This is a genomic window from Paraburkholderia sp. EG286A, assembly GCF_040965375.1.
In the GTDB taxonomy this organism is placed as follows: Bacteria; Pseudomonadota; Gammaproteobacteria; order Burkholderiales; family Burkholderiaceae; genus Paraburkholderia.
Window position 1 is genome coordinate 776,108 of the sequence record NZ_JBFRCB010000005.1, and the last position, 21,834, is coordinate 797,941.

Here is a 21,834-nt window from a genome sequence, read left to right on the forward strand (position 1 = left end):
GGGTGTCCTCTTTTCAGTTACTGCGTGACCTGACTCAGCCAGGCGTCGCGACGCGCCGCCACGGTTTGCGCAGACGCGCCGACCAGTTCCGCATACACGCCCGGCGCCGTGGCGCCCTCGGTGCTGATCAGCAGCACGCGTGAGTTCGCGTCGAGCCCTGCTGCGCGCGCAAGTTCGGGTTCGCGCATGAGCTTCGCAAGGCCCGCGAGCCCTGCCGCGCCCGACTCACCCGATACAACGGGTACGTCGCCTGCCGCGCCGGTGGCGAGGCTGCGCATCGCGTCCACGGCGTCCTCGTCTTCGATCAGCATGAAGTTGTCGACGCACGGCTCGAGTATCTGCCACGCGAGCGGCGACGTCTCCCCGCACGCAAGACCGGCCATCACGGAATCGACCGACCCCGTGGCTTTCGCGGCGCAGCCAGCGATGGCGCTTTGATACAGGCAGTCGGCCTGGCGCGGTTCGACCACGATGAAACGCGGACGCGCGGCGCCCTGATGCTCCCACAGGTAGCTGGCCACGCCGGCCGCGAGACCGCCCACGCCGCCCTGCAGAAACACGTGCGTCCAGGCATCGCTCGACTGTTCGATGACTTCCGCCGCGATGGTGCCGTAGCCTTGCATGACGTCGCGCGGGATCGCCTCGTAGCCGTCATAGGAGGTATCGGAAACGACGTGCCAGCCGTTCGTCTTCGCCAGTTGCGCCGCGTGCTCGACCGATTCGTCATAGTTGCCCGCGATGCGAACGATACGCGCGCCGTACGCGGCGATCGCCGCTTCGCGCTCGGCGCTGACGTTGGCATGCAGCACGATCACGCAGTGGCAGCCAATCGACTGCGCCGCTGCGGCGAGCGCCTTGCCGTGGTTGCCATCGGTCGCGCTGATGACCGTGAGGTTCGTGACCATCTCGCCGTAGCGGCCCTCGATCAGCTTGCGCGGATCGATCTCCTGCTGGGGCCACAGGCGCATGATGAGGCGCATCAGCGCGATCGGTGCGCCCAGCGCCTTGAAGCTGCCAAGAGGAGAACGAAACGATTCGTCCTTGAGGCCAACGCGGGCCACGCCCAGGCGCGCGGCCGCACCGCCCAGGTCCCAGAGCGGCGTGGGCTCCGGGCTGATCAACGCCCAACTGGCGAGCCATGCCCGGCTTTCGTCGCCCGACTTCACGTTCAGGATGGCCCCGAGCGTTTCGGGGTAGGCATGGCGCGTGGCGCGCGGGTTGGCGAACAGCATGGGTGGGCTCCGGTGGACTTGCGATGTCGAAATGATATTGCGCAGGGCCTGCGAAAAAGTCTCATAATGCGGTCACGTCACGCAAAAAAATATCGACTTTCAGGCTCCCGCGTAAATGGCGACACATCTCGACTCCTTCGACCGCAAACTCCTGATGGAAGTCCAGCGCGACGCCCAGACTCCGCAAAACGAACTCGGCGCGCGTGTGAACCTCTCCACGGCGGCGGTGAACCGGCGTTTGCGCCGTCTCGTCGACGAAGGCGTGATCGACCATTACGCGGCGATCGTCTCGCCCGAGAAGGTCGATCATCCGATCACGATCGTCGCGACCGTCGAGGTGGAGAGCGAGCAGATCGACTTGTTGGACGCCATGAAGCGCACCTTCGAGCGTTGCCCGCAGATACAGCAGTGCTACTACGTCGCGGGCGAGTGGGATTTCGTGCTGATTTTCGCGGTGCGCAACATGGACCAGTACACGGAACTCACGCGCGAGCTATTCTTCTCGAACAACAATGTGAAGCGGTTCAAGACGCTGGTGAGCATGAGCCGCGTGAAGGTCGGGCTCGAAGTGCCGCTCGCGCTGGACGGCGAATGAGGAACGCGGGTTGCGACGCAGACGCAACGCGGTCATCTGAACAACCGGAGCCACGACCCATGAGCAACGCCGTGCATCACGCTGGAGCCATTGAAAGCGAAGAGTTGTTCCACCACCCGGACGTCGCGACGCTGCGTGCGGACCTCGCGCTCGCACTGCGGGCCGCCGCGCATTTCGGGCTCGGTGAAGGCGTCTGCAATCACTTCAGCGTCGCGCTTCCCGGCGAAGACGGCCTCTTTCTGCTGAACCCGCGCGGCCTGATGTGGAGCGAGGTGATGGCCGACGATATCGTCATCGTCGACGCACAGGGGGACGTGATGGCGGGCCGCCACGCCGTGGAGCCGACAGCGATGTTCATTCATGCCGCCATCCACGGGATCGCGAAGAAGGCCTGTGTGCTGCATACCCACATGCCGTACGCAACCGCTCTCACGCTCACGGAGGACTGCGGGCTCGATACGACCTTGTCGCAGAACGCGATGCGCTATCACGGCCGCGTCGCCCTCGACCGCGAGTACAACGGACTCGCGCTCGGCCCCGAGGAAGGCGAGCGCATTGCGCATGCGCTCGACGGTAGGGATATCGGCTTCCTCGGCAACCACGGCGTAGTGGTGTGCGGCGAGCGCATCGACTACGCGTTCGACGACCTCTATTACCTGGAGCGCGCCTGCGCCGCGCAGGTGCTCGCGGGCTCCACCGGGCGCGCGTTGCGACCGGTGGCGGCCGATCTCGCACAACGCGTGGCCGACCAGATTCAGGGCGAGCGTTTGCAGTCGGAGCTGTTCTTCGCGGCGCTGCGAAGAACGCTCACGCACGCTTGAAGCAAGGGCCGCCCTACTTCCCCTGCCACACCGCCTTGCGCTTCTCCGCAAACGCCGCCGCGCCCTCTCGCGCGTCGGCGGAAGCGAACACCGGGTCCGTGATCTCGCGCTGACGCGCGAACATCTGGGCACTGGACCAGTCGCGCGACTCGCGCATCACGCGCTTGCTCGCCGCCACCGCGAGCGGCCCGTTCGCCACGATCTTCTGCGCGAGTTCGAGCGCACCCGCCAGCGCTTCGCCCGGCGCGGTGAGACGGTTGACGAGGCCGAACTCGAACGCGCGTTGCGCGCCGAACATGTCGCCCGTGAGCACGAGTTCCATGGCGATGCGCTCCGGCAACTGCCGTTGCAGGCGCAACAATCCTCCCGCCGCGGCGCATAGCCCGCGCTTCACTTCGGGCAGACCGAACTGCGCGTTGTTCGCGGCCACGACGAGATCGCTCGCCAGCACGACTTCGAAGCCGCCCGCGAGCGCATAGCCTTCGACCGCCGCAATCAGCGGCTTGCGCGGCGGCGCTTCAGCGAGCCCGGCAAAGCCGCGGCCCGGCAGGCTCGGCCGCTCGCCTTTGAGAAAGCCCTTCAGGTCCATGCCCGCGCAAAACGTGCCGCCCGCGCCGGTGATGATGGCGAGCCGCAGGTCGTCGCGCTGCTCCAGTTCGTCGAGTGCCGCGGCTAGCCCTTCGGCCACCGCCTTCGTGCAGGCGTTGCGCGCCTCGGGACGGTTGATCGTGAGGATCTGGATGCCGTCGCGGGACTCGATCAGCAGTTCGTCGCTCATGGTCGGCCTCGCTCAACGCGGCTGCATGCGAATCGCGCCGTCAAGGCGGATGGTCTCGCCGTTGAGCATCGGATTCTCGAGAATGTGCAGCGCGAGCGCGGCGAATTCGTCGGCTTCACCGAGTCGCGGCGGAAACGGCACCATGCGGCCGAGCGATTCGCGAATCTCCTCGGGCAGACGCGCGAGCAGCGGCGTGTCGAAGAGGCCTGGCGCGATCGTGCACACACGGATGCCCTTGCTCGCCAGGTCGCGCGCGGCCACGAGCGTCATGCCCACCACGCCCGCCTTCGACGACGCATATGGCACCTGCCCGATCTGCCCTTCGTACGCCGCCACCGAAGCCGTGAGCACGCAGGCGCCGCGCTCGCCGCCCGCATCGGGCTCGTTGCGCGCCATCGCCGCCGCCGCGAGGCGCAGCGCGTTGAAGGTGCCGAAGAGATTCACGCGCACCACGTTCTCATAGGCTTCGAGCGAGCCCGGCGAGCCGTCCTTCTCGATCAGGCGCACCGCGCCGCCCCGGCCTGCGCAATGCACGAGCGAGCGCAGCGTGCCGCGCTTCGTGGCCGCCTCGAATACGGCGTTCATGTCGTCGGCGCTCGTCACGTCGGCGGGCACGAAGCTCGCGTGCGCGCCGAGTTCATCGGCCACCGCCGCGCCGCGCGAGCCGGCGAGGTCGGCGATCACGACCTGTGCGCCTTTTGACAGCAGCCGCTTTGCGCTCGCGAGGCCCAACCCCGAAGCGCCGCCCGTCACCACCGCCACCGTGCCGGCGAATTTGTTCTGTTCGTCCATGTGTCGTCTCTCCTTTGTTGTTCGTGGTCGCGCTTTAGAGGCGTTCGATGAGCGTCGCGTTGGCCATGCCGCCCGCCTCGCACATCGTCTGCAGGCCGTAGCGGCCGCCGCTCACTTCGAGCGCATTGAGCATCGTGGTCATGAGGCGCGCGCCCGAAGCGCCGAGCGGATGCCCAAGCGCGATCGCGCCACCCGCCGGGTTCAGCCGCGCCGCGTCCGCGCCCAGCGCCTTCTGCCAGGCGAGCGGCACGGCCGCAAATGCCTCGTTCACTTCGAAATGCGAAATATCGTCGATGGCGAGGCCGCGTTTCTTCAGCAGACGTTGCGTGGCGGGAATGGGCGCGGTCAGCATCATCAGCGGATCGTCGCCGCAAACGTCGAACGCCACGATGCGCGCACGCGGCTTCAATCCCAGTTGCGCCGCCTTCTGCTCGCTCATGATGAGCAGCGCCGAGGCGCCATCGGAGATTTGCGAGGCGTTGCCCGCCGTCACGTTCCAGCGGATGCCAGGAAAGCGCGCCGCGAGTTCGGCGCTCTCGAACGAGGGCGCGAGGCCCGCGAGCCGCTCGACGGTCGTGCCGGCGCGGATGGTTTCGTCGAGGACCACGCGACGCACGCCTTCGGGACCCGGCACATCGATCGGCACAATCTCGCGCGCGAACTGGCCCGCGGCGCGCGCGGCGTCGGCGCGACGGTGCGACTCGGCCGAATAGGCGTCGAGCGCCTCGCGCGTGAGCGCCCACTTCTGCGCCACGAGATCGGCGCTCACGCCCTGCCCGACCATGCCTTCGGGATAGCGCGCGTGGTACAGCGCGCCATACGGATCGCGGCCGATGCGCGAAGAGCCCATGGGCACGCGGCTCATCGACTCGACGCCGCCGGCCACGACGATCTCGTTGACGCCCGCCATGATCGCCTGCGCCGCGAAATGGATGGCTTGCTGGCTCGACCCGCATTTGCGCTCGATGGTGGTGGACGGCACGTGCTGCGGAAAGCCCGCCGCGAGCCACGCGAGGCGGCCCGGCGTGGAGGCCTGCTCGCCCACCTGGCTCACGCAGCCGATCATTACGTCGTCCACGCTGCCGGGGTCGAGGTCGTTGCGCACGATCAGCTGCTGCAGGACCTGCGAGAGCAGATCCACGGGATGCAGGTCGACGAACGCGCCGCCCGCCTTGGTCCGGCCCATCGGGCTGCGCACTGCGTCGACGATTACCGCGCTGTTGGTCATGGTTCTCTCAACGGTTGGAAGTGTCATGAAAAATGAATCTCTTGACTCAAAATACACCTCACCGACTCACTATTTCAATAGTGGTAAACATATTTCGGTACTATAGGATCATTTTTATTGATTTCTGGATCACGATCCGCAACACTGTTTGGGCGACTTGATCCCCAGAGGTCGAAAAAGGAGACATCAACACGTGGCTGCGAGCCGCGCGGCATCACGAATGCGGAAAAATGAGCCAGGCGTCTTAAAAAATTGTTCCGGCGTGCGGCAGAAAGCTAGAATCCGGGGTTTGCCGCGCGCCGCACCGGCGCGGCGCGCCCTTACTCCGACGAAGGACCCGACATGAACGATCAGGCCAACTCCCGCACCGACGACGCCGCCGACTCGCAGCTCGTGAGCGCGCTTGCGCGCGGCATCCGGATCCTGCAGTGCTTTTCGATGGGAGACGCGGAGCTGTCGGCACGCGATCTGGTCGAGCGCACGGGGCTGCCCAAGCCCACGGCGCTGCGGCTCATCAACACGCTCGCGGAGTTCGGCTTGCTCCGCTATTCGGAGCGCATTTCGAAGTATGTGCTCGGCACGGAGATGCTGAGCCTCGCGGCCCCGGCGCTCGGCCGCATGACGATCCGGCAGATCGCGCGGCCGATGATGCAGGAGCTGGCCGACTACTGCCACGGCCAGGTGACGCTCGCGGTGGGCTACCGCCTGAACATGGCGTACGCCGAAGTGATTCAGGGCGAGGGCAGCGCGGTGTATCGCTCGGAAACGGGCACGCGGCTCTCGCTTTCGCGCACGGCGTCGGGCCGCGCGTATCTGTGGACCGTGCCGGGCGCCGAGCGCGAGCAGTACCTGCAGGACACGCTCGCGCGCGACCCCGCCAAAGGCGAGTTGCTCGCGCAGCGCCTCGCGCTGGCACAGCAGGAGTTGCGCGCGCACGGCTGCACGCTCTCGCACGGCGACATGCAGCGCGAGATCCATTCGGTGGCGATTCCGTTGTCCGCCCCGATCGACGACGAGTATTGGGTTTTTAGCTGTTCGATTGCAGTTTTCAACATCAGCGGCAACCAGCTGACCGACGACATCGCCCCCCGGCTGATGTCGCTCGTCAGGCGCGTGGAGGCAGCGCTCGGCAGCATGACTGGGGCCGCGCATGACATGGAGACGAGACCGTGGAGCGTGTCCGCGAACTAGCTGTAGCAGCACCCACGCGGGAGGCCCTGTGCTTCCCCGCACTCAAGCAGATCATCACTTACAAAGAGCTGGACGAACGCGCGGAGCGCATCGCGCACTGGCTCCTCGGCCTCGGCCTGCAACCCGGCGACGGCATCGCGCTGCTGTTCGAGAATCACCCCGCGCTCGCCGTCATCGCCATCGGCGCCGAGCGCGCCGGCCTCTACTACACCCCCATCAGCATCCAGTTGAAAACACGCGAGGCCGCGCACGTCCTCGCGGACTGCGGCGCGCGCGTGCTGATCGTTTCGCGGGCCATGCACGAACTCGCCGCCACGCTCGTGGCCGAAGGCGCCGCGCAGGACGTCGCCTGCTTCGTTGCGAGCGCGGGTGCGGGTGAAACGCTGCCCGGCTTCGCTTCGTTCGAAGCGGCACTCGCCGGGATCGATGCGAGCGCGCCGCTGCCACCGTTACCGCCGCTGCCGCGCGGACGCGACTTCCTTTATTCATCGGGCACGACCGGCCTGCCCAAAGGCATCCGCAAGCCGCTCGTGCCGTTCGAGCAGCGCGACGACGACGACACCGAAACTGCGGCATGGCGCAAAACGTTCGGCTTCGACGCCGATTCGGTCTACCTGAGCACCGCGCCGCTCTACCACGCCGCGCCGCTGCGCTACCTCATGCGCATGCTGCACACGGGCGGCCGCGCCATCGTGCTGCAGAAGTTCGACGCCGAGGCCGCGCTCGACGCCATCGCGCGCTACCGCGTCACGCACAGCCAGTGGGTGCCGACGATGTTCATCCGCCTCCTGAATCTGCCCGGGACCACGCGCGCGCTGTACGACGTGAGCAGCCTGCGCGTGGCGATCCACGCAGCGGCGCCGTGCCCGCCGCACATCAAGGAGCAGATGATCGCGTGGTTCGGCCCGGTGATCTACGAGTACTACGCGGGCTCGGAAAGCGTGGGCCTCACGGCGATCGACTCCGGCGAATGGCTCGCGCATCGCGGCTCGGTCGGGCGTTCGAAATACGGACAGATCCACATCGTCGACGATGAGGATCGCGAATTGCCTGTGGGCGAGGTTGGGCGCGTGTTCTTTGAAGGCGGTCCCGCTTTCGAGTACCACAACGATCCGGTGAAGACGCGCAGCGTCTATAACCGCCACGGCTGGGCGACCTACGGCGATATCGGCCACGTCGATGCGGAAGGCTATCTGTACCTGAGCGACCGGCGTGTGGACCTCATCATCAGCGGCGGCGTGAACGTGTATCCGCAGGAGATCGAGAACGTGCTCGCCGAGCATCCCGCCGTGGCCGATGCCGCCGTGATCGGCGTGCCGCACCCCGAGTTCGGCGAGGCCGTGAAAGCAGTCGTGCAGCCGCGCGAGCGCGACGCCGCGAGCCCGCTGCTCGCCGAGGAGCTGATCGCGTTCTGCCGCGAGCGCCTTTCGCATATCAAGGTGCCGCGCTCGGTCGAATTCGAGGAGGCGCTGCCGCGCCACGATAACGGCAAGCTGCTGCGGCGCCTTCTCAAGGAACGCTACCGCCAGCCCGCGGCTTGATACGGATAACGAAAGAGCACGAGACACTGGAGACATTCCCTATGCGCACTGTATTCCGTGACGATCACGAGATTTTCCGCGAACAGGCCCGGCGCTTCATCGAGCGCGAAATCGTGCCGTTCCATCATCAATGGGAACAAGAAGGCATCGTGCCGAAGTCGGTCTGGCGGCGAGCGGGCGAGGAAGGCCTGCTGTGCTGCACGATTCCCGAAGAGTACGGCGGTGGCGGCGGCGACTTCGGCCACGCGGCCATCATGATCGAGGAGCTGGCGCGCGTGAACGCGAGCGGCATCGGCTTTCCGCTGCATTCGGACATCGTCGCGCCTTATATCTTCGCGTATGGCACCGAGGCGCAAAAGCGCGAGTGGCTGCCGAAGCTCGCGCGCGGCGAGCATATCGGCGCGATCGCCATGACCGAGCCGGGCACCGGCAGCGATCTCAAGTCCGTGCGCACCACCGCGCGCAAAGAGGGAGACCACTATGTCATCAACGGCCAGAAGACTTTCATCACGAACGGACAAAATGCGAGCCTCGTGGTGGTGGTGTGCAAGACCGCGCCCGAACTGGGCGGCAAGGGCGTTTCGCTGATCGTGGTCGAAGAAGGCACGCCCGGCTTCAGCAAGGGCCGCAAGCTCGACAAGATCGGCCTGCGCGCGCAGGACACGTCCGAGCTGTTCTTCGAGGACGTGCGCGTGCCGGTCGCGCAGCGGCTTGGCGAGGAGAATCAGGGCTTCTCGTACCTCATGCGCGAACTGGCGCAGGAGCGGCTCGTGATCGCGGTGCGCGCTGCGGCGTCGATCGAGGGCATGCTCGAACGCACGATCCGCTATACGCGCGATCGCAAGGTGTTCGGCCAGGCCATCTTCGACTTCCAGAACGCGCGTTTCAAGCTCGCGCATGCGCGCGCGAAGGCGGAGATGGTGCGCACCTATGTCGATGACTGCATCGCGCGGCACCTGCGCCGCGAGCTTTCGCCCGTGGACGCCGCCATGGCGAAGCTCAACGCGACCGAACTGCAGAACCAGCTGCTCGACGAATTCCTGCAGCTGCACGGCGGTTACGGCTACATGTCCGAATATGTGGTGGGCACCGCGTGGGTCGATGCGCGCGTGATGCGCATCTACGGCGGCACCGACGAGATCATGAAGGAAATCATCGCGCGCACGTTGTGAAGGCGCGTCAATCGGCACACCAGCAAGCAGGCAGGAAGGCACACATGATCAAACCTCTGGAAGGCGTTACCGTCGTGGAATTCGCGGGGCTGGGCCCCGCACCGTTCTGCGGCATGCTGCTCGCACAAATGGGCGCACGCGTGATCTGCATCGGCCGCGAAGGCGCCCCCGCGCCATCCGGACCGCTCGCGCGCGGCCGCGAATACGTCGCGCTCGACCTCAAGAGCCGCGACGACATGGCACGCGCACTCGATCTGATCGCGAGCGCCGATGCGTTGATCGAAGGCTTTCGCCCCGGCGTGATGGAGCGGCTCGGGCTCGGCCCGCAAGTGTGCCGCGCGCGGCGCGCCTCGCTCGTCTATGGACGCATGACGGGTTGGGGGCAGACGGGGCCGCTCGCGCACACGGCGGGCCACGACATCAACTACATCGCGATTTCCGGGGCGCTGCATGCGGTGGGTCTCGCGGGCGGCGAGCCCGTGGTGCCGCTCAATCTGGTCGGCGACTTCGGCGGTGGCGGCATGCTGCTCGCATTCGGCGTGGTGGCGGCAATCCTGCGCGCGCGTTCGACGGGCGAAGGCTGCGTGGTCGACGCCGCCATGACCGACGGCGCGGCCATGCTCATGAGCATGATGTACGGCTTCTACGCGGCGGGGCACTGGCAGGACGCGCGCGGCACGAATCTGCTCGACGGCGGCGCGCCCTTCTATCGCACCTATCGTTGCGCGGATAACCGCTATATTGCCGTCGGCTGCATCGAGCCGCAGTTCTACGCGGCGTTCATGAAAGGGATCGGCGCCGAAGACCTGCTCGAACTGCCGCAGCGCGACCGGACGCACTGGCCGCGCGTACACGAACGCATCGCCCAGACGGTCGCCACGCGCACGCGCGACGAATGGACCGCCGTGTTCGAAGGCAGCGATGCGTGCGTCACGCCCGTGCTGAGTCTTGCGGAAGCACCGCTCGATGCGCACAACACGGCGCGCGGCGCGTTCGCCCGGAGCGGCGGCGCGTGGCAGCCGCAATGCGCGCCGCGCTTCGTGAACTACGACAACGAGAGCGCTTAACCTCGCGCCGTGCCCACGGCTTCTTCGTCGTCGGCGAGCAGCGACAGCTGCCCGCTCGCCACGATTTGGCTCAGCGGCGCCGGGCGGCCGAGCAGATAGCCCTGCACTTCGTCGCAGCCTTCGTCGGCGAGCAGCGTGAGCTGCGCCTCGGTTTCGATGCCTTCGGCCAGCACCGGAATGCCGAGGCTCTTGCCGAGCGCGAGCACCGCGCGAATGATCGCGGTGGCCTGGCGGCTCGACTCGGCCTCGCTGATGAAAGACTGGTCGAGCTTGATCTTGTCGAACGGGAACGAGCGCAGCGTGTCGAGCGACGAGTAGCCGGTGCCGAAATCGTCCAGCGCGATATTCACGCCGATGGCCTTGATTCGCTGCAACACGTCGAGCGAGCGCTCGCGATCCGCGAAAATGGTCGTCTCGGTGAGTTCCAGTTCCAGCCGCTCGGGAGCGAGGCCGGTCTCGACCAGCACGGTCTCGACGAGCTTCGGCAGGTCCGCATGCGAGAACTGCACCGGTGAAAGATTCACAGCCACCTTGTAAGGCGGCACCCACGAAACGGCACGCGTGCACGCCTCGCGCAGCACCCAGGCGCCAATGCCGAGAATGAGGCCATTCTCTTCGGCGAGCGGGATGAATTCGGCGGGCGAGATGAAGCCAAGCCGCGGATGCTCCCAGCGCAGCAGCGCTTCATAGCCGCAAATTTCGCCGCTCGCGATCGAGGTCTGCACCTGGTAGTGCACGCTCAGTTGCCCGCGCGCGAGCGCCTCGCGCAAGTCGTGCGTGAGCGAGCGGCGCGCCCGCGCGATCTCGTCCATCGCCGGCTCGTAGAAGCACACCGACTGCGCCAGGTCCGCCTTCGCGCGATACATGGCGAGGTCGGCGTTGTTGATGAGCACGGTCTTGGTGGTGGCATCGTCGGGGTAGATGGCGACGCCAAGGCTCGCGCCCGAGAGCACTTCGGCGTCGTCGTAGCGCACCGGCCGGTACAGCGCGGTTTCGAGGCGCGAGAGCAGATCGCCGAGTTCCTCGCGCGAGGCGAAGCGCGTGAGCGCCACGAACTCGTCGCCGCCCACGCGCGCCACGAACTCGCCTTCGCGCATCAGGCTCGAAAGGCGCCGCGCGAGAATGCGCAGCACTTCGTCGCCGGCATGATGGCCGTGCAGGTCGTTGATTTCCTTGAAGCGGTTCAGGTCGATGCCGATGAGCGCGAGCTTGCGCGTATCCTGCGTGCGCGCCAGTTCGGCGTCGATGCGTGCGTTGAAGCTCGCGCGGTTGGGCAGGCCGGTAAGCATGTCGCTCATCGCCATCGTGCGCAGATGCTCGACCGATTCAGCGCGCACGCTGTCGTCGAGCAGGAAGCTCACGCAGCCCGCGCCCGCGATCACGAGCGCCATGCACGCCACGGCGAGCGCGAGCGCATGCAGCGCGGCGGGATTCGAAAAGTGTCCGTCGATCGGCATCGGCACGACCTGGAACGCGGACATGCCGGTGAAGTGCAGCGCGGCGATGGCGAGGGCGAGCACGCCCGCCACGAGGCGCGCGGACGCGGCGGCGCTAGCCTGCGCGCTGGCCGCGTTCTCCTGCGGGCGCCGCGCGGACGCGCCGGCAAGATGCAGCGCGAGCGCGCTGATCGCGACCGCAAACACGAACGACAAGGCGATCCCGACGCGATTCCAGATCACGATGCCTTCCACGCGATACGCGAGCATGCCCGCGTAATGCATGAGCGCGACCGCCAGCCCGACGATCGCGCCGCCCAGCGCGGGCGCCGCGCGTGTAAGGCGGTTCGCGGCCTGGCTCGTGGCGAGCAGGAACCCGGCGAAACTGCCCACGAGCGCGATGAGCAGCGACGTGATGGTCAGCACGGGATCGAAGGCGATCGGCACACCCGGTTCGAAGCCGAGCATGGCGACGAAGTGCGTGCACCAGATATCGGCGGCGGCCACGACGGCCGCGATGAACGACCAGCCCATGCGCTGCAGCGAATGCGTGGCGAACGCGCGCAGGACGAGCCGCGCGGTGACCCACGAGCCCGCGGCGCAGATCAGCAGCGCGACGAGGACGAGCCAGAGGTTGTGCTTGTAGACGATGCAGCCCGCCACGCTCATCATGGGAAGATCTCCTTGTTCACCACTTGTTCACCCCGGACGTCGCACGACATTATCACGACAATGCGACGAGGCCGAGCACCTCTCGCAGCTTCGCGCTCGTCGCGTGCAGCGACGACGACGCGGCGGCCGCTTCGTTCACCAAAGCGGCGTTGCGGCGCGTGGTGTCGTCCATCTGCGCGACCATGGCGTTGACCTGCTCGATGCCCTGCGCCTGCTCGTGGCTCGACGCCGTGATCTCGCCCATGATGGCGGCCGCGCGGCCAATGCTGCGCACCACGCCTTCCATCGCGGCGCGCGCCTCGCCGGCGAGCTGCGTGCCCGCGCCGACTTCGTTCGCCGAGTTCTCCACGAGTTGCTGGATCTCGCGCGCGGCGGTCGAGGCGCGCTGCGCGAGGCTGCGCACTTCGCCGGCGACCACGGCGAAGCCGCGACCCTGCTCGCCTGCACGCGCGGCTTCCACGGCCGCGTTGAGCGCGAGAATGTTGGTCTGGAACGCAATGCCCTCGATCACATCGACGATCTCGAAGATGCGCCTCGCCGAGCTTTCGATGGCGCCCATCGTCGTAGTCATGCGCGCGACGACGTCGTCGCCTGCCTGCGCGACCGTCGACGCTTCGCGGGCGAAGGCGCTCGCCTCGCGCGCGTGCTCCGCGCTCGCCTTGACCGTGCGCGTGAACACGTCCATCGAGGCGACCGTCTCTTCCAGGCTGCCCGCCTGGTGTTCGGTGCGCGCGCTCAGGTTCGCGTTGCCTTCCGCGATTTCGAGCGCGGCCTGCTCGACGTGCGCCGTGCTCGTGCTGACCTCCTGCATGGCGCGCGCCATCTGGGCAATTGCCCCCTTGAGCGCAACCGCAGTGGGCGCGCTCGCCGGAATGCCGTCCACCGCGAGGCACACCTCGCGCTCGCGCACCACGCTGCGCACGATGTCCGACAGCTCTGCCGCCTCAATGGCCGCCACGCGCAGACGATGCGCGAGCACGATCTCGACGGCCGTTTGCGCGACCACGTAGGCGGCATGCAGCAGCACGCGCGGCAGGTTCGCCTCGCGCGTGCAGTACACGGCGAAGTTGAGCGCCTGCAGCCGGTCGAACGCGAGGTGATGCAGCGCGAAGAATCCCGCGGCGAGCACGATCGGGCGCCAGTCGCGATAGACGAGCAACAGGCCCAGCAGCACGAACACGCCGAAATGGAATTCGGTGACGCCGTGCGCCGCCTGGATATGCAGCGCGACGAGCGCGGCGTTGGCGAGCGTGAGCACGACGCGCGAAAGCGCCGTGCCGCGCGCGCAAAAGAACACGAAGCTGCCGGCGCCGAGGATCAGCGCAGCGCCCACGAGCGCGAGCTGCAGTTCGTAATAGACGAAGCCGATCATTACCGCCGCGATGGCGGAGAGGACGAGCGTGGAATACATCACCGCGTCGGCGGCGCGCGCGACGTCGTCGAGCGCGCGAATGGCCACACGCGGTTGCGAGCCGGACGGTCGAAACGACTGCGCGCGACCCGGCGAATCTGCCAGCATGAACGACACTTGGATCAGGAAAAAAAGTTGCAGGTAGGCGTTAATGCGGCGGCGGCTGGTGGACCTTGATGCGCCTGATGGGTTTCGGCTGCAAAAAGAGCCGCCGTAATGGCGTCGGCGCGACTCGTTGGCGGGCTCGACAGGAAAATCGGGACCCGCGCACGAGTTTACGGCAGCAAATCAATAAACTTCAGGAAACCCTTTACGGGACAAGTATTTGCAAACGTTTGCAGCGATTTACTCCTGTTTTCTTCCTGTTTTTAACTCGATCCCCATTTATTCGGACGCGTGATCGCGGAGATAAACCGTGATATCGGTGGCCGGCACATCGACCGCCATTCGGCGCAACGTCTCGACGATAAAGCCGCGGTGAAACGTGTAGTGATCGACGACATGCAAAAAGATCTGAGCGCGCGACATGCCGCCCTCTGGGCCGCCGATGTACTGAAAATGCACCACCTCTTCGGCTTGCGCTTCGCTCAAGCCGCCCATCCACGCCAGGTACCAGGCGTCCAGATCGCGCTGCATGGTTCGCAGCTCAGGGAGGGTCGTGGTATCCGGCAGGAGGCGCTCGGTGAAGCCGTGATCGCGCTGCTCGAGGTGCGCCCTGAAAATCGCGCCCACGGCATAGCCATGCCCCAACGCGCGCAGGTAACTTCCGAAGGTCATGGCGCGCGTGGCCACGACCGCTTCCTCCGGCAGGCGCGCAACGACGTCATAACGCTACCTCGACGGCGAGCCGTAAGGCCGCGCGGGATCTCTGCGTCGCTGGCGAAACTACCAATAGCACGATCGTTCTATTTTAGGTACGCTAGACGCCTTCTCCTCCCAAGATGCGAGACCGTTCCGCCATGTCGCTGATCCTTTCCCGCCGCGATCTGAACTTCCTGCTTTATGAATGGCTCGATGTCGAAAGCCTCACGCGCATTCCGCGCTACGCCGACCACACGCGCGAGACCTTCGACGCCGCGCTCGAAACCTGCGAGAAGATCGCCACCGACCTCTTCGCGCCGCACAACAAGAAGAACGATCAGCACGAGCCGCACTTCGACGGCGAAACGGTCACGATCATCCCCGAGGTGAAGACGGCGTTGCAGGCGTTCAGCGACGCAGGCCTGATGGCCGCGGGCCAGGACTACGAATACGGCGGCATGCAGTTGCCGCTCGTCGTCGAGAAGGCGGGCTTCGCGTGGTTCAAGGGGGCGAACGTCGGCACGAGCGCCTATCCGTTCCTCACCATCGGCAACGCGAACCTGCTGCTCGCGCATGGCAGCGCAAAGCAGATCGACACCTTCGTGCGCCCCGAACTGGAAGGCCGCTACTTCGGCACGATGTGCCTCTCCGAGCCGCAAGCGGGTTCGTCGCTTTCGGATGTCGCCACGCGCGCCGACTTCGAATGCGATTCCCCGCTCGGCGCGCAGTATCGTCTGCGTGGCAACAAGATGTGGATCTCGGGCGGCGAGCACGAGCTGGCCGAGAACATCGTGCACCTCGTGCTCGCCAAGATCCCCGGTCCCGACGGCAAGCTCATCGCGGGGGTCAAAGGCATCTCGCTGTTCGTCGTGCCGAAGTACCTCGTGAACGAGGACGGCTCGCGCGGCGAACGCAACGACGTCGTGCTAGCGGGCCTCAATCACAAGATGGGCTATCGCGGCACGACGAACTGCCTGCTGAATTTCGGCGAAGGCACGCAGCACACGCCGGGCGGCCGCGCAGGCGCGATCGGCTATCTCGTGGGCGAGCCGCATCACGGGCTCGCGTACATGTTCCACATGATGAACGAGGCGCGCATTGGCGTGGGGCTCGGCGCGACGATGCTCGGCTATACCGGCTATCTGCATGCGCTCGATTACGCGCGCAACCGTCCGCAAGGGCGTCCCGTGGGCGCGGCGGGCAAAGATCCAGCTTCGCCGCAGGTGAGGCTCGTGGAGCACGCCGACGTGCGCCGCATGCTGCTCGCGCAAAAGAGCTATGTGGAAGGCGCGCTCGCGCTCAACCTCTGGTGCGCCAAACTCGTGGACGAAGCGGGTGCCGCCAGCGGCGCGGAACGCGAGCCGCTCTCGCTGCTGCTGGACCTGCTCACGCCCATCGCGAAGAGCTGGCCTTCGCAATGGTGTCTCGCGGCCAACGATCTCGCCATCCAGGTGCACGGCGGCTATGGCTACACGCGCGAGTACAACGTCGAACAGTTCTATCGCGACAACCGTCTCAATCCGATCCACGAAGGCACGCACGGCATTCAGGGGCTCGACCTGCTCGGCCGCAAGGTGGTCATCAAGGACGGCGCGGCGCTCAAGATCTTCGTGGCGCGCGTGCAGGCCACGCTCGAACGCGCACACGCTTCGGGCGCGGCAGACGAGGCCACCCACGCGAACGCGCTCGCAGCCGCACTCGAGCGGCTCACGCGAGTCACGCGGCAGTTGTGGGCAGCAGGCGACCCGGCGGTGACACTCGCCAATGCTTCGGTGTACCTGGAAGCGTTCGGCCACGTGGTGCTGGCCTGGGTGTGGCTTGAACAGGCGCTCGTGGCACGCGCGGCACTCGCCGCGTCCAATGGAACGCACGGCGAGGAAGCGGACTTCTATCGCGGCAAGCTCGCGGCCGCCGCCTACTTCTTCGCATGGGAGTTGCCGAAAACCGGCGCGCAGTTCGATCTGCTCGCCTCGCTCGATCGCACCACGCTCGACATGCAGGACGCGTGGTTCTAAAACCGCGCCCACGGCGCGAAAGCAAAGCGCCCCAAAAGACCGGACTGGCGTCGGCCTTTTGGGGCGCTGCCCGATACCTCGCCCGAGGCATCGGATCACATCACATGCGTTGGACCGTCAGTTCGCGGCCTGCTGCTCGAAGCGCCTGAGCAGATCGTTGCCGCGCGAGTTGGCCGAATCGAGCGCCTGCTGCGGCGTCTTCGCGCCCGTCCAGACCTGTTCGAGTTCCTCGTCCACGATCGTGCGGATCTGCGGCATGTTGCCAAGGCGCAGGCCCTTGGTCCACGGCAGCGGCGGCTTGTTGAGCATCTGTTTCGTGGCCGTGTCGGCGCCCGGATGCGACGCGTAGAAACCCTGTTGCTGCGTGAGTTCGTACGCGGCCTTCGTCACCGGCAGATAGCCCGTGTCCTGATGCCACTTCGCGGCCACGGCCGGCGAGCTCAGGTACGCGAGGAACTTCGCGACGCCCTTGTAGACCTCGGGGTTCTTGCCGCCCAGCACCCACAGGCTCGCCCCGCCGATGATGGCGTTCTGCGGCGCGCCCTTCACGCTCGGGTCGTACGGCATCATGCCGGTGCCGAACTTGAACTTCGCATACTGCTGTACGTTCGCCAGCGCGCCCGACGAGCCCATCATGATGCCGCAGTCGCCGCTATAGAACTTCGCGGTGGCTTCGTCCTTGCGGCCCACATAGGTGAAGGTGCCCTGCTTCGCCATGTTCTGCAGGAAGGCGATATGCGCGACCTGCAACGGCTTGTTGATTTCGAGTTGCGCATCGAGGCCGTCAAAGCCGTTGTTGCGCGTCGCGATCGGTGCGCCTTGCCACGCGCTGTAGTTCTCGATCTGGATCCAGCCCTGCCAGCCGGTGGTAAAGCCGCAGCTCATGCCCGAGGCCTTCAGCTTCGCGGCGGCTTCGGCGACTTCGGGCCAGGTCTTCGGTGGCGCGTCGGGCAGGCCGGCCTTCTTGAAAGCGTCGCGATTGAAGTAGAGCACCGGGGTCGAGCTGTTGAAAGGCATCGACACCAGATGGCCCGTCTTCGCGTCGCTGTAGTAGCTCGCGATGGTCGGCACGAAGGCCTTTTCGTCGAGCGGCACGCCGGCGGTCTTCATCACGTCGTACACGGGCAGCACGGCCTTCTTCGCGTTCATCATCGTGGCGGTGCCGACTTCGTACACCTGCAGGATGGCGGGCGCATCGCCACTGCGATAAGCCGCGATGCCGGCAGCGAGCGTCTGGTCATAGGTGCCCTTGAAGACGGGCACGATCTTGTATTCGCTTTGCGACGCGTTGAATTGCTCGGCGATCGCGTTCACGCGCTCGCCGAGCTGGGACTCCATGGCGTGCCAGAACTGGATTTCCGTGGCGGCATGCGCGGCTTGCGCGCCGCCCGCCAACACCACGGCGGCGATCAGCGCGCGCAGGCGGCCGCGCGAACCCGCGCGTTGTATCTCGTGCTTTTTCATCTGGGTCTTCTTCCTGTTATTGGTCGTTGTCCCGGCGCAGGCGCGCGATGAGGCGCGGCGCGGGACTTTGGTTCAGGACTTCGATTTTCGACTTCGATACATCGGGCCGTCCGCCGGCGGTCGCTCGCACGCGCGCACGGCACCCTCGGCCCAAGGCAGGGCAAGGGTAGCACAGCGAATGGGACGTCCGTGTGATGGCTTGCTGCGGCGTATCAATGGTCCACGGTATCGTGACAACAGACGCAGAGCTTGTTGCCTTCGGGGTCGCGAAAGTACGCGCCGTAGTAGTTCGGGTGATAGTGCGGGCGCAGGCCGGGCGCGCCCTCGTCGGTGCTGCCGTGCGCGAGCGCGGCGGCGTAGGCGGCGTCGACTGCCGCGCGCGAAGGCGCGAGCAGCGCGACCATCTGGCCGTTGCCGGGTTGCGCGGCGTTGCCGTCCCACGGCCGGCCGACGAGGAAGAGCGGCCGCGGCACGCCCGGCTCCATCCAGCCCGCCCAGGGGTAGTCGGGCTCGCGGAATTTCAGCACGAAGCCCAGCGCCTGCATGAGCGGGGAATAGAACGTAAATGCCTGCTCGAAATCGTTCACGCCGATATACACGTGAGAAATCATCGCCATCGTCTTTGCCTCCTCGTTTGCAGCGGCGCGCGGGGGCGGTGTCAGCCGCGCCGTTGCGCCATGAACAGCACGGAAGCGGGCTTGCCGCTGCGCGGGTCGAGCGGCTCGCGCAGCGCGCGCAAGTCGAGGCCGCTCATGTCGAGCAACGCGATCCAGCTTTCGAGCGTACGAAAGTACCACGGCGGCGCATCGCGAAACGTACTGCTAAATCCGGCCCACGATCCGGCGCGCCAGCCGTCGACATAGGGTTCGTCGCCGCATGCCATGAGTGGATGCAGCGTCTGCACGATGAGCGTGCCTTGCGGCGCCAGCAACGTGGGCACCGCGCGCAGCAGAGCATCGACACTGGTCGAGCCGATGAGCGAGAAGTTGCACACCACAGCATCGGCGCGGCAGGGTAGTGCGCCCTGCGCGACCTGCTCGTAGGTTAGCAGGCGGCAGTCCGTGAGCCCCGCCGCGCGCGCAGACTCCACGAGTTCGGGCACCGCGTCGACGCCCGTGACGGCGACGCCGCGGCGCGCGAGCGCCAGTGCGAGCCAGCCTTCGCCGCAGCCGAGATCGATCACACTGCGCGGCGCGCACGCCAGCACGGCGTCGAGCACCGCGGCGTCCGTCACGAGCCGGCGGCTCGCGATCTCGCCGCCGCGCACGGCCGCGATCCAGGGCGTCGCGTTGCGCTGCCATGATGCGAGGACTTCGGCATCGGTGCGGATCTCGCGGCTCATGGGTCTCCTCGTAGACGTGGATCGTGGCTGCGCCACCCGAACGCGTATTATGCGCGCCGCCGGACACCCGGAGCGGCGCGCGAACACGGCTGCAGGAAGACCGGTCTCGCGACTTACGAACCGAAGAACGGCACGCAGAAGCCGGCCGGCCCGACGCAATCACCTGGACCGTTGGGCTGCGGATGCAGGTTCGCGCATCCGGAAAAGGCGGCGGCGACTGTAACGCACAGCGCGGCGCGCAACACATAAGAAAGAATGCGTGATTTCATGAATGGGATGGAGTGAGCCGAAGTTGACTGGCCGCGATGCGAGGTTCCGTCACGGCGCGCGGCCCGCTTCGCCGCGACGGAAACGCTGCACCGGCTTCAGTGATGCGCGTACAGCGTTCGATCGAGCGTCTGCATCTGCCCGTCGCGTTCGGCGTGCACCAGTTCGTGGCGCACCTGTGCGCGTGTGACCGGCGCGTCGGCCTGCGGCACTTGCGCGCTTGCCAGCTGCTGCACGCTCGCCTGCGGTGCGCTAGCCGCCTGTGCATGCGCGAGCGCCGATATCGACAGCATGATTGCGGCGCATGCGCCGCCCTTGAATATCCTCACCTCGTTTCTCCTGTGCGGCCTTGCGGGCCGGGGCTATCGGTCATGGCCGGAAGCGTTGCGCGTTCCGGCATCGAGTCGGCTTGCGACTCGTGAGGCAAGGATAGAGGCGCGACTTTCGCCAAACATCCGCACGCAAATGAAGAAATGTTTAATCAGTCACGTGCAAATATCGGCTGCGACATTTATTTAGGTTTTCTTATCAACCGCGAGAATGCGCCGCAAAAAAACAACGCCAGCGCATGTCACAGCCTTGTGAAGCCGCACTGGCGGCGCATTCGCGCTCATGCAATTTCAGAAACTCAGTCTTTCCGTTTTTCAAATTCGTCCACGGAGGGCGTTACGCATAATCGCCGCTGAATTTCGGGCCGTCGGCAAAGCCGTGCCTCAGCGTGCCTTCGCGCGCCGCGATTTCACTCTCACCCATGCCACTCATCAACGAAGACCATTCAATGAAAAGAACCGCTCTCGCCGCCGCCCTCACACTGGCATCGTTTTCCTCCATCGCCCAAGCGCAAAGCAGCGTGACGCTCTACGGCTCGCTCGACACCTCCGTCGCCTGGTTCGGCAACCAGCAAGGCAAGAACGGCTCGGGCGGGACGTTCCAGATGATGTCCGGCAACATGTCGCCGAACCTCTGGGGCCTGCGCGGCACCGAGGACCTCGGCAACGGCCTCTCGGCGATCTTCAAGCTCGAAAGCGGTTTCAACGTCGACAACGGCAAGCAGGGCCAGGGCGGCCGCCTGTTCGGCCGCACGGCCATGGTCGGCCTCAATTCGAGCACCGCGGGCAGCGTCACGCTCGGCCGCCAGTACGACCCGCTCATCGACCTGCTGCAGCCGCTCACCAACGACGGCGCATTCGGCTCCGCGTTCGCCACGCCCGGCGACATGGACAACTACGACAACAGCTACCGCACCAGCAACTCGATCAAGTATGCGAGCCCCAACTTCGGTGGCCTGCAGATGAGCGCGATGTACGCGTTCGGCGGCCAGCCGGGCAGCACCGGTGCGGGCCAGACGTGGGCCGTGGCGGCCGCATACAACCATGGTCCGTTCGGCTTCGGCGCGGGCTATTTCAAGGCCAACAGCAACGGCGGCACGGCCGCGACGTTCGACGGCCTGAATCCGAACAACGACGTCAACGTGGATTCCGCCGCCATTACGGGCGGCTTCGTCTCCGCGAATTCGCTGCAGATCATTCGCGCGGCCGGCGACTACACGTATGGGCCGGTGACGGCGGGCCTCGCGTACAGCAATGTCGAGTACGCGAACTACCAGAGCGCGTACGGCGCGAACAGCAACACGAAGTTCAACACGGGCCAGGCGTTCATCAACTATCAGGTCACGCCGGTCGCGCTCGTGGGCTTCGGCTACAACTACACCAAGGGGCACGGCAACGGCGTGGACGCGAGCTACAACCAGTTCAGCCTGGGCGGCGACTACTTCCTCTCGAAGCGCACCGATATCTACGCGCTCGCGGGCTACCAGAAGGCGTCGGGCAAGACGATCGACGCGGATACGGGCGAACTCGTCAACGCGGTCGCCTCGTTCGGCGACTTCGGCAACGATGCGAGCAACGACAAGCAGGCGATGGTCATGGTCGGGCTGCGTCACAAGTTCTGATTCGCTTCGCGCGAGGCGGGCGCGGCGGGCACGCTGGAAATCGCTCGCCGCCATGAAC

18 protein-coding genes and 1 pseudogene are annotated in these 21,834 nt (G+C 66.2%); 8 read left to right on the plus strand and 11 right to left on the minus strand.

Annotated elements, in window-relative coordinates; translation table 11 throughout:
- Positions 1–17 precede the first annotated feature (17 nt).
- Complete coding sequence (locus AB4Y35_RS26680; RefSeq protein WP_368706693.1) at positions 18–1,232, minus strand: diaminopropionate ammonia-lyase; 1,215 nt, start codon at positions 1,230–1,232, stop codon at positions 18–20.
- Positions 1,233–1,347: 115 nt separating this feature from the next.
- Between AB4Y35_RS26680 and AB4Y35_RS26685 the strand changes: the two genes are divergently transcribed.
- Both AB4Y35_RS26685 and AB4Y35_RS26690 read left to right on the plus strand, forming a co-directional pair.
- Entirely contained in the window at positions 1,348–1,827 is a 480-nt protein-coding gene (locus AB4Y35_RS26685) for an Lrp/AsnC family transcriptional regulator (protein ID WP_368706694.1), read from the plus strand.
- Positions 1,828–1,886: 59 nt separating this feature from the next.
- Complete coding sequence (locus AB4Y35_RS26690; protein WP_368706695.1) at positions 1,887–2,648, plus strand: aldolase; 762 nt, start codon at positions 1,887–1,889, stop codon at positions 2,646–2,648.
- Between the two features lie 13 nt (positions 2,649–2,661).
- On the opposite strand, the gene AB4Y35_RS26695 is transcribed toward AB4Y35_RS26690, so the two are convergent.
- From AB4Y35_RS26695 to AB4Y35_RS26705, 3 genes are read right to left on the minus strand one after another with little or no spacing between them, the layout of a single operon-like run.
- The gene (locus AB4Y35_RS26695; RefSeq protein ID WP_368706696.1) at positions 2,662–3,426 is read right to left on the minus strand and encodes a crotonase/enoyl-CoA hydratase family protein; all 765 of its coding nucleotides are present in this window, start codon (positions 3,424–3,426) and stop codon (positions 2,662–2,664) included.
- 12 nt (positions 3,427–3,438) lie between these two features.
- A complete protein-coding gene (locus AB4Y35_RS26700; protein WP_368688777.1) occupies positions 3,439–4,218 on the minus strand; it encodes an SDR family NAD(P)-dependent oxidoreductase in 780 nt (259 codons plus the stop codon).
- Positions 4,219–4,252: 34 nt separating this feature from the next.
- On the minus strand, positions 4,253–5,446 hold the full coding sequence (locus AB4Y35_RS26705; RefSeq protein WP_368706697.1) for an acetyl-CoA C-acyltransferase: 1,194 nt from the start codon (positions 5,444–5,446) through the stop codon (positions 4,253–4,255).
- Positions 5,447–5,788: 342 nt separating this feature from the next.
- Between AB4Y35_RS26705 and AB4Y35_RS26710 the strand changes: the two genes are divergently transcribed.
- The 4 genes from AB4Y35_RS26710 to AB4Y35_RS26725 are packed head-to-tail and all read left to right on the plus strand — an operon-like array spanning position 5,789 to position 10,417.
- Entirely contained in the window at positions 5,789–6,637 is an 849-nt protein-coding gene (locus AB4Y35_RS26710) for an IclR family transcriptional regulator (RefSeq protein ID WP_368688775.1), read from the plus strand.
- Positions 6,616–8,178 (plus strand): AMP-binding protein, encoded by a 1,563-nt coding sequence (locus AB4Y35_RS26715; RefSeq protein ID WP_368706698.1) that lies wholly within the window; start codon positions 6,616–6,618, stop codon positions 8,176–8,178. The genes AB4Y35_RS26710 and AB4Y35_RS26715 overlap by 22 nt, the downstream gene beginning before the upstream one ends.
- 41 nt (positions 8,179–8,219) lie before the next feature.
- Positions 8,220–9,350 carry an acyl-CoA dehydrogenase family protein gene (locus tag AB4Y35_RS26720; RefSeq protein WP_368706699.1) on the plus strand — a complete coding sequence of 377 codons (1,131 nt, stop codon included), beginning with the start codon at positions 8,220–8,222 and terminating at the stop codon, positions 9,348–9,350.
- Positions 9,351–9,394: 44 nt separating this feature from the next.
- Entirely contained in the window at positions 9,395–10,417 is a 1,023-nt protein-coding gene (locus AB4Y35_RS26725) for a CaiB/BaiF CoA transferase family protein (protein WP_368706700.1), read from the plus strand.
- Here the strand turns inward: AB4Y35_RS26725 and AB4Y35_RS26730 are convergent.
- The 3 genes and pseudogenes from AB4Y35_RS26730 to AB4Y35_RS26740 form a co-directional block, all read right to left on the minus strand.
- Complete coding sequence (locus AB4Y35_RS26730; RefSeq protein ID WP_368706701.1) at positions 10,414–12,525, minus strand: putative bifunctional diguanylate cyclase/phosphodiesterase; 2,112 nt, start codon at positions 12,523–12,525, stop codon at positions 10,414–10,416. The genes AB4Y35_RS26725 and AB4Y35_RS26730 overlap by 4 nt on opposite strands.
- A 52-nt stretch (positions 12,526–12,577) precedes the next feature.
- Entirely contained in the window at positions 12,578–14,044 is a 1,467-nt protein-coding gene (locus AB4Y35_RS26735; protein WP_368706702.1) for a methyl-accepting chemotaxis protein, read from the minus strand.
- A 276-nt stretch (positions 14,045–14,320) separates the two neighbouring features.
- Positions 14,321–14,752, minus strand: a pseudogene (locus tag AB4Y35_RS26740) (DinB family protein); the annotation flags it as partial.
- Positions 14,753–14,895: 143 nt separating this feature from the next.
- Here AB4Y35_RS26740 and AB4Y35_RS26745 point away from each other — a divergent pair.
- Complete coding sequence (locus tag AB4Y35_RS26745) at positions 14,896–16,752, plus strand: acyl-CoA dehydrogenase (RefSeq protein WP_368706703.1); 1,857 nt, start codon at positions 14,896–14,898, stop codon at positions 16,750–16,752.
- 117 nt (positions 16,753–16,869) lie between these two features.
- Here the strand turns inward: AB4Y35_RS26745 and ugpB are convergent, their stop codons facing one another.
- The 4 genes from ugpB to AB4Y35_RS26765 form a co-directional block, all read right to left on the minus strand.
- Positions 16,870–18,216, minus strand: a complete 1,347-nt coding sequence (ugpB, locus tag AB4Y35_RS26750; protein WP_368706704.1) for a sn-glycerol-3-phosphate ABC transporter substrate-binding protein UgpB — start codon at positions 18,214–18,216, stop codon at positions 16,870–16,872.
- Between the two features lie 212 nt (positions 18,217–18,428).
- On the minus strand, positions 18,429–18,827 hold the full coding sequence (locus AB4Y35_RS26755; protein WP_368706769.1) for a VOC family protein: 399 nt from the start codon (positions 18,825–18,827) through the stop codon (positions 18,429–18,431).
- Between the two features lie 47 nt (positions 18,828–18,874).
- Positions 18,875–19,558 carry a class I SAM-dependent methyltransferase gene (locus AB4Y35_RS26760; RefSeq protein WP_368706705.1) on the minus strand — a complete coding sequence of 228 codons (684 nt, stop codon included), beginning with the start codon at positions 19,556–19,558 and terminating at the stop codon, positions 18,875–18,877.
- A gap of 365 nt (positions 19,559–19,923) precedes the next feature.
- On the minus strand, positions 19,924–20,154 hold the full coding sequence (locus AB4Y35_RS26765; RefSeq protein ID WP_246089388.1) for a DUF4148 domain-containing protein: 231 nt from the start codon (positions 20,152–20,154) through the stop codon (positions 19,924–19,926).
- Between the two features lie 449 nt (positions 20,155–20,603).
- Between AB4Y35_RS26765 and AB4Y35_RS26770 the strand changes: the two genes are divergently transcribed.
- Positions 20,604–21,776, plus strand: a complete 1,173-nt coding sequence (locus AB4Y35_RS26770) for a porin (RefSeq protein WP_368706706.1) — start codon at positions 20,604–20,606, stop codon at positions 21,774–21,776.
- Positions 21,777–21,834: the final 58 nt, after the last annotated feature.

Bases quoted from the DNA above. Each gene is read 5' to 3' on its own strand.
- AB4Y35_RS26695 (WP_368706696.1), bottom strand. From the start codon at position 3,426: ATGAGCGACGAACTGCTGATCGAGTCCCGCGACGGCATCCAGATCCTC.
- AB4Y35_RS26710 (WP_368688775.1), top strand. From the start codon at position 5,789: ATGAACGATCAGGCCAACTCCCGCACCGACGACGCCGCCGACTCGCAG.
- AB4Y35_RS26720 (WP_368706699.1), top strand. From the start codon at position 8,220: ATGCGCACTGTATTCCGTGACGATCACGAGATTTTCCGCGAACAGGCC.
- AB4Y35_RS26745 (WP_368706703.1), top strand. From the start codon at position 14,896: ATGTCGCTGATCCTTTCCCGCCGCGATCTGAACTTCCTGCTTTATGAA.
- ugpB (WP_368706704.1), bottom strand. From the start codon at position 18,216: ATGAAAAAGCACGAGATACAACGCGCGGGTTCGCGCGGCCGCCTGCGC.
- AB4Y35_RS26725 (WP_368706700.1), top strand. From the start codon at position 9,395: ATGATCAAACCTCTGGAAGGCGTTACCGTCGTGGAATTCGCGGGGCTG.
- AB4Y35_RS26760 (WP_368706705.1), bottom strand. From the start codon at position 19,558: ATGAGCCGCGAGATCCGCACCGATGCCGAAGTCCTCGCATCATGGCAG.
- AB4Y35_RS26690 (WP_368706695.1), top strand. From the start codon at position 1,887: ATGAGCAACGCCGTGCATCACGCTGGAGCCATTGAAAGCGAAGAGTTG.
- AB4Y35_RS26680 (WP_368706693.1), bottom strand. From the start codon at position 1,232: ATGCTGTTCGCCAACCCGCGCGCCACGCGCCATGCCTACCCCGAAACG.
- AB4Y35_RS26705 (WP_368706697.1), bottom strand. From the start codon at position 5,446: ATGACCAACAGCGCGGTAATCGTCGACGCAGTGCGCAGCCCGATGGGC.
- AB4Y35_RS26755 (WP_368706769.1), bottom strand. From the start codon at position 18,827: ATGATTTCTCACGTGTATATCGGCGTGAACGATTTCGAGCAGGCATTT.
- AB4Y35_RS26770 (WP_368706706.1), top strand. From the start codon at position 20,604: ATGAAAAGAACCGCTCTCGCCGCCGCCCTCACACTGGCATCGTTTTCC.
- AB4Y35_RS26735 (WP_368706702.1), bottom strand. From the start codon at position 14,044: ATGCTGGCAGATTCGCCGGGTCGCGCGCAGTCGTTTCGACCGTCCGGC.
- AB4Y35_RS26700 (WP_368688777.1), bottom strand. From the start codon at position 4,218: ATGGACGAACAGAACAAATTCGCCGGCACGGTGGCGGTGGTGACGGGC.
- AB4Y35_RS26730 (WP_368706701.1), bottom strand. From the start codon at position 12,525: ATGATGAGCGTGGCGGGCTGCATCGTCTACAAGCACAACCTCTGGCTC.
- AB4Y35_RS26685 (WP_368706694.1), top strand. From the start codon at position 1,348: ATGGCGACACATCTCGACTCCTTCGACCGCAAACTCCTGATGGAAGTC.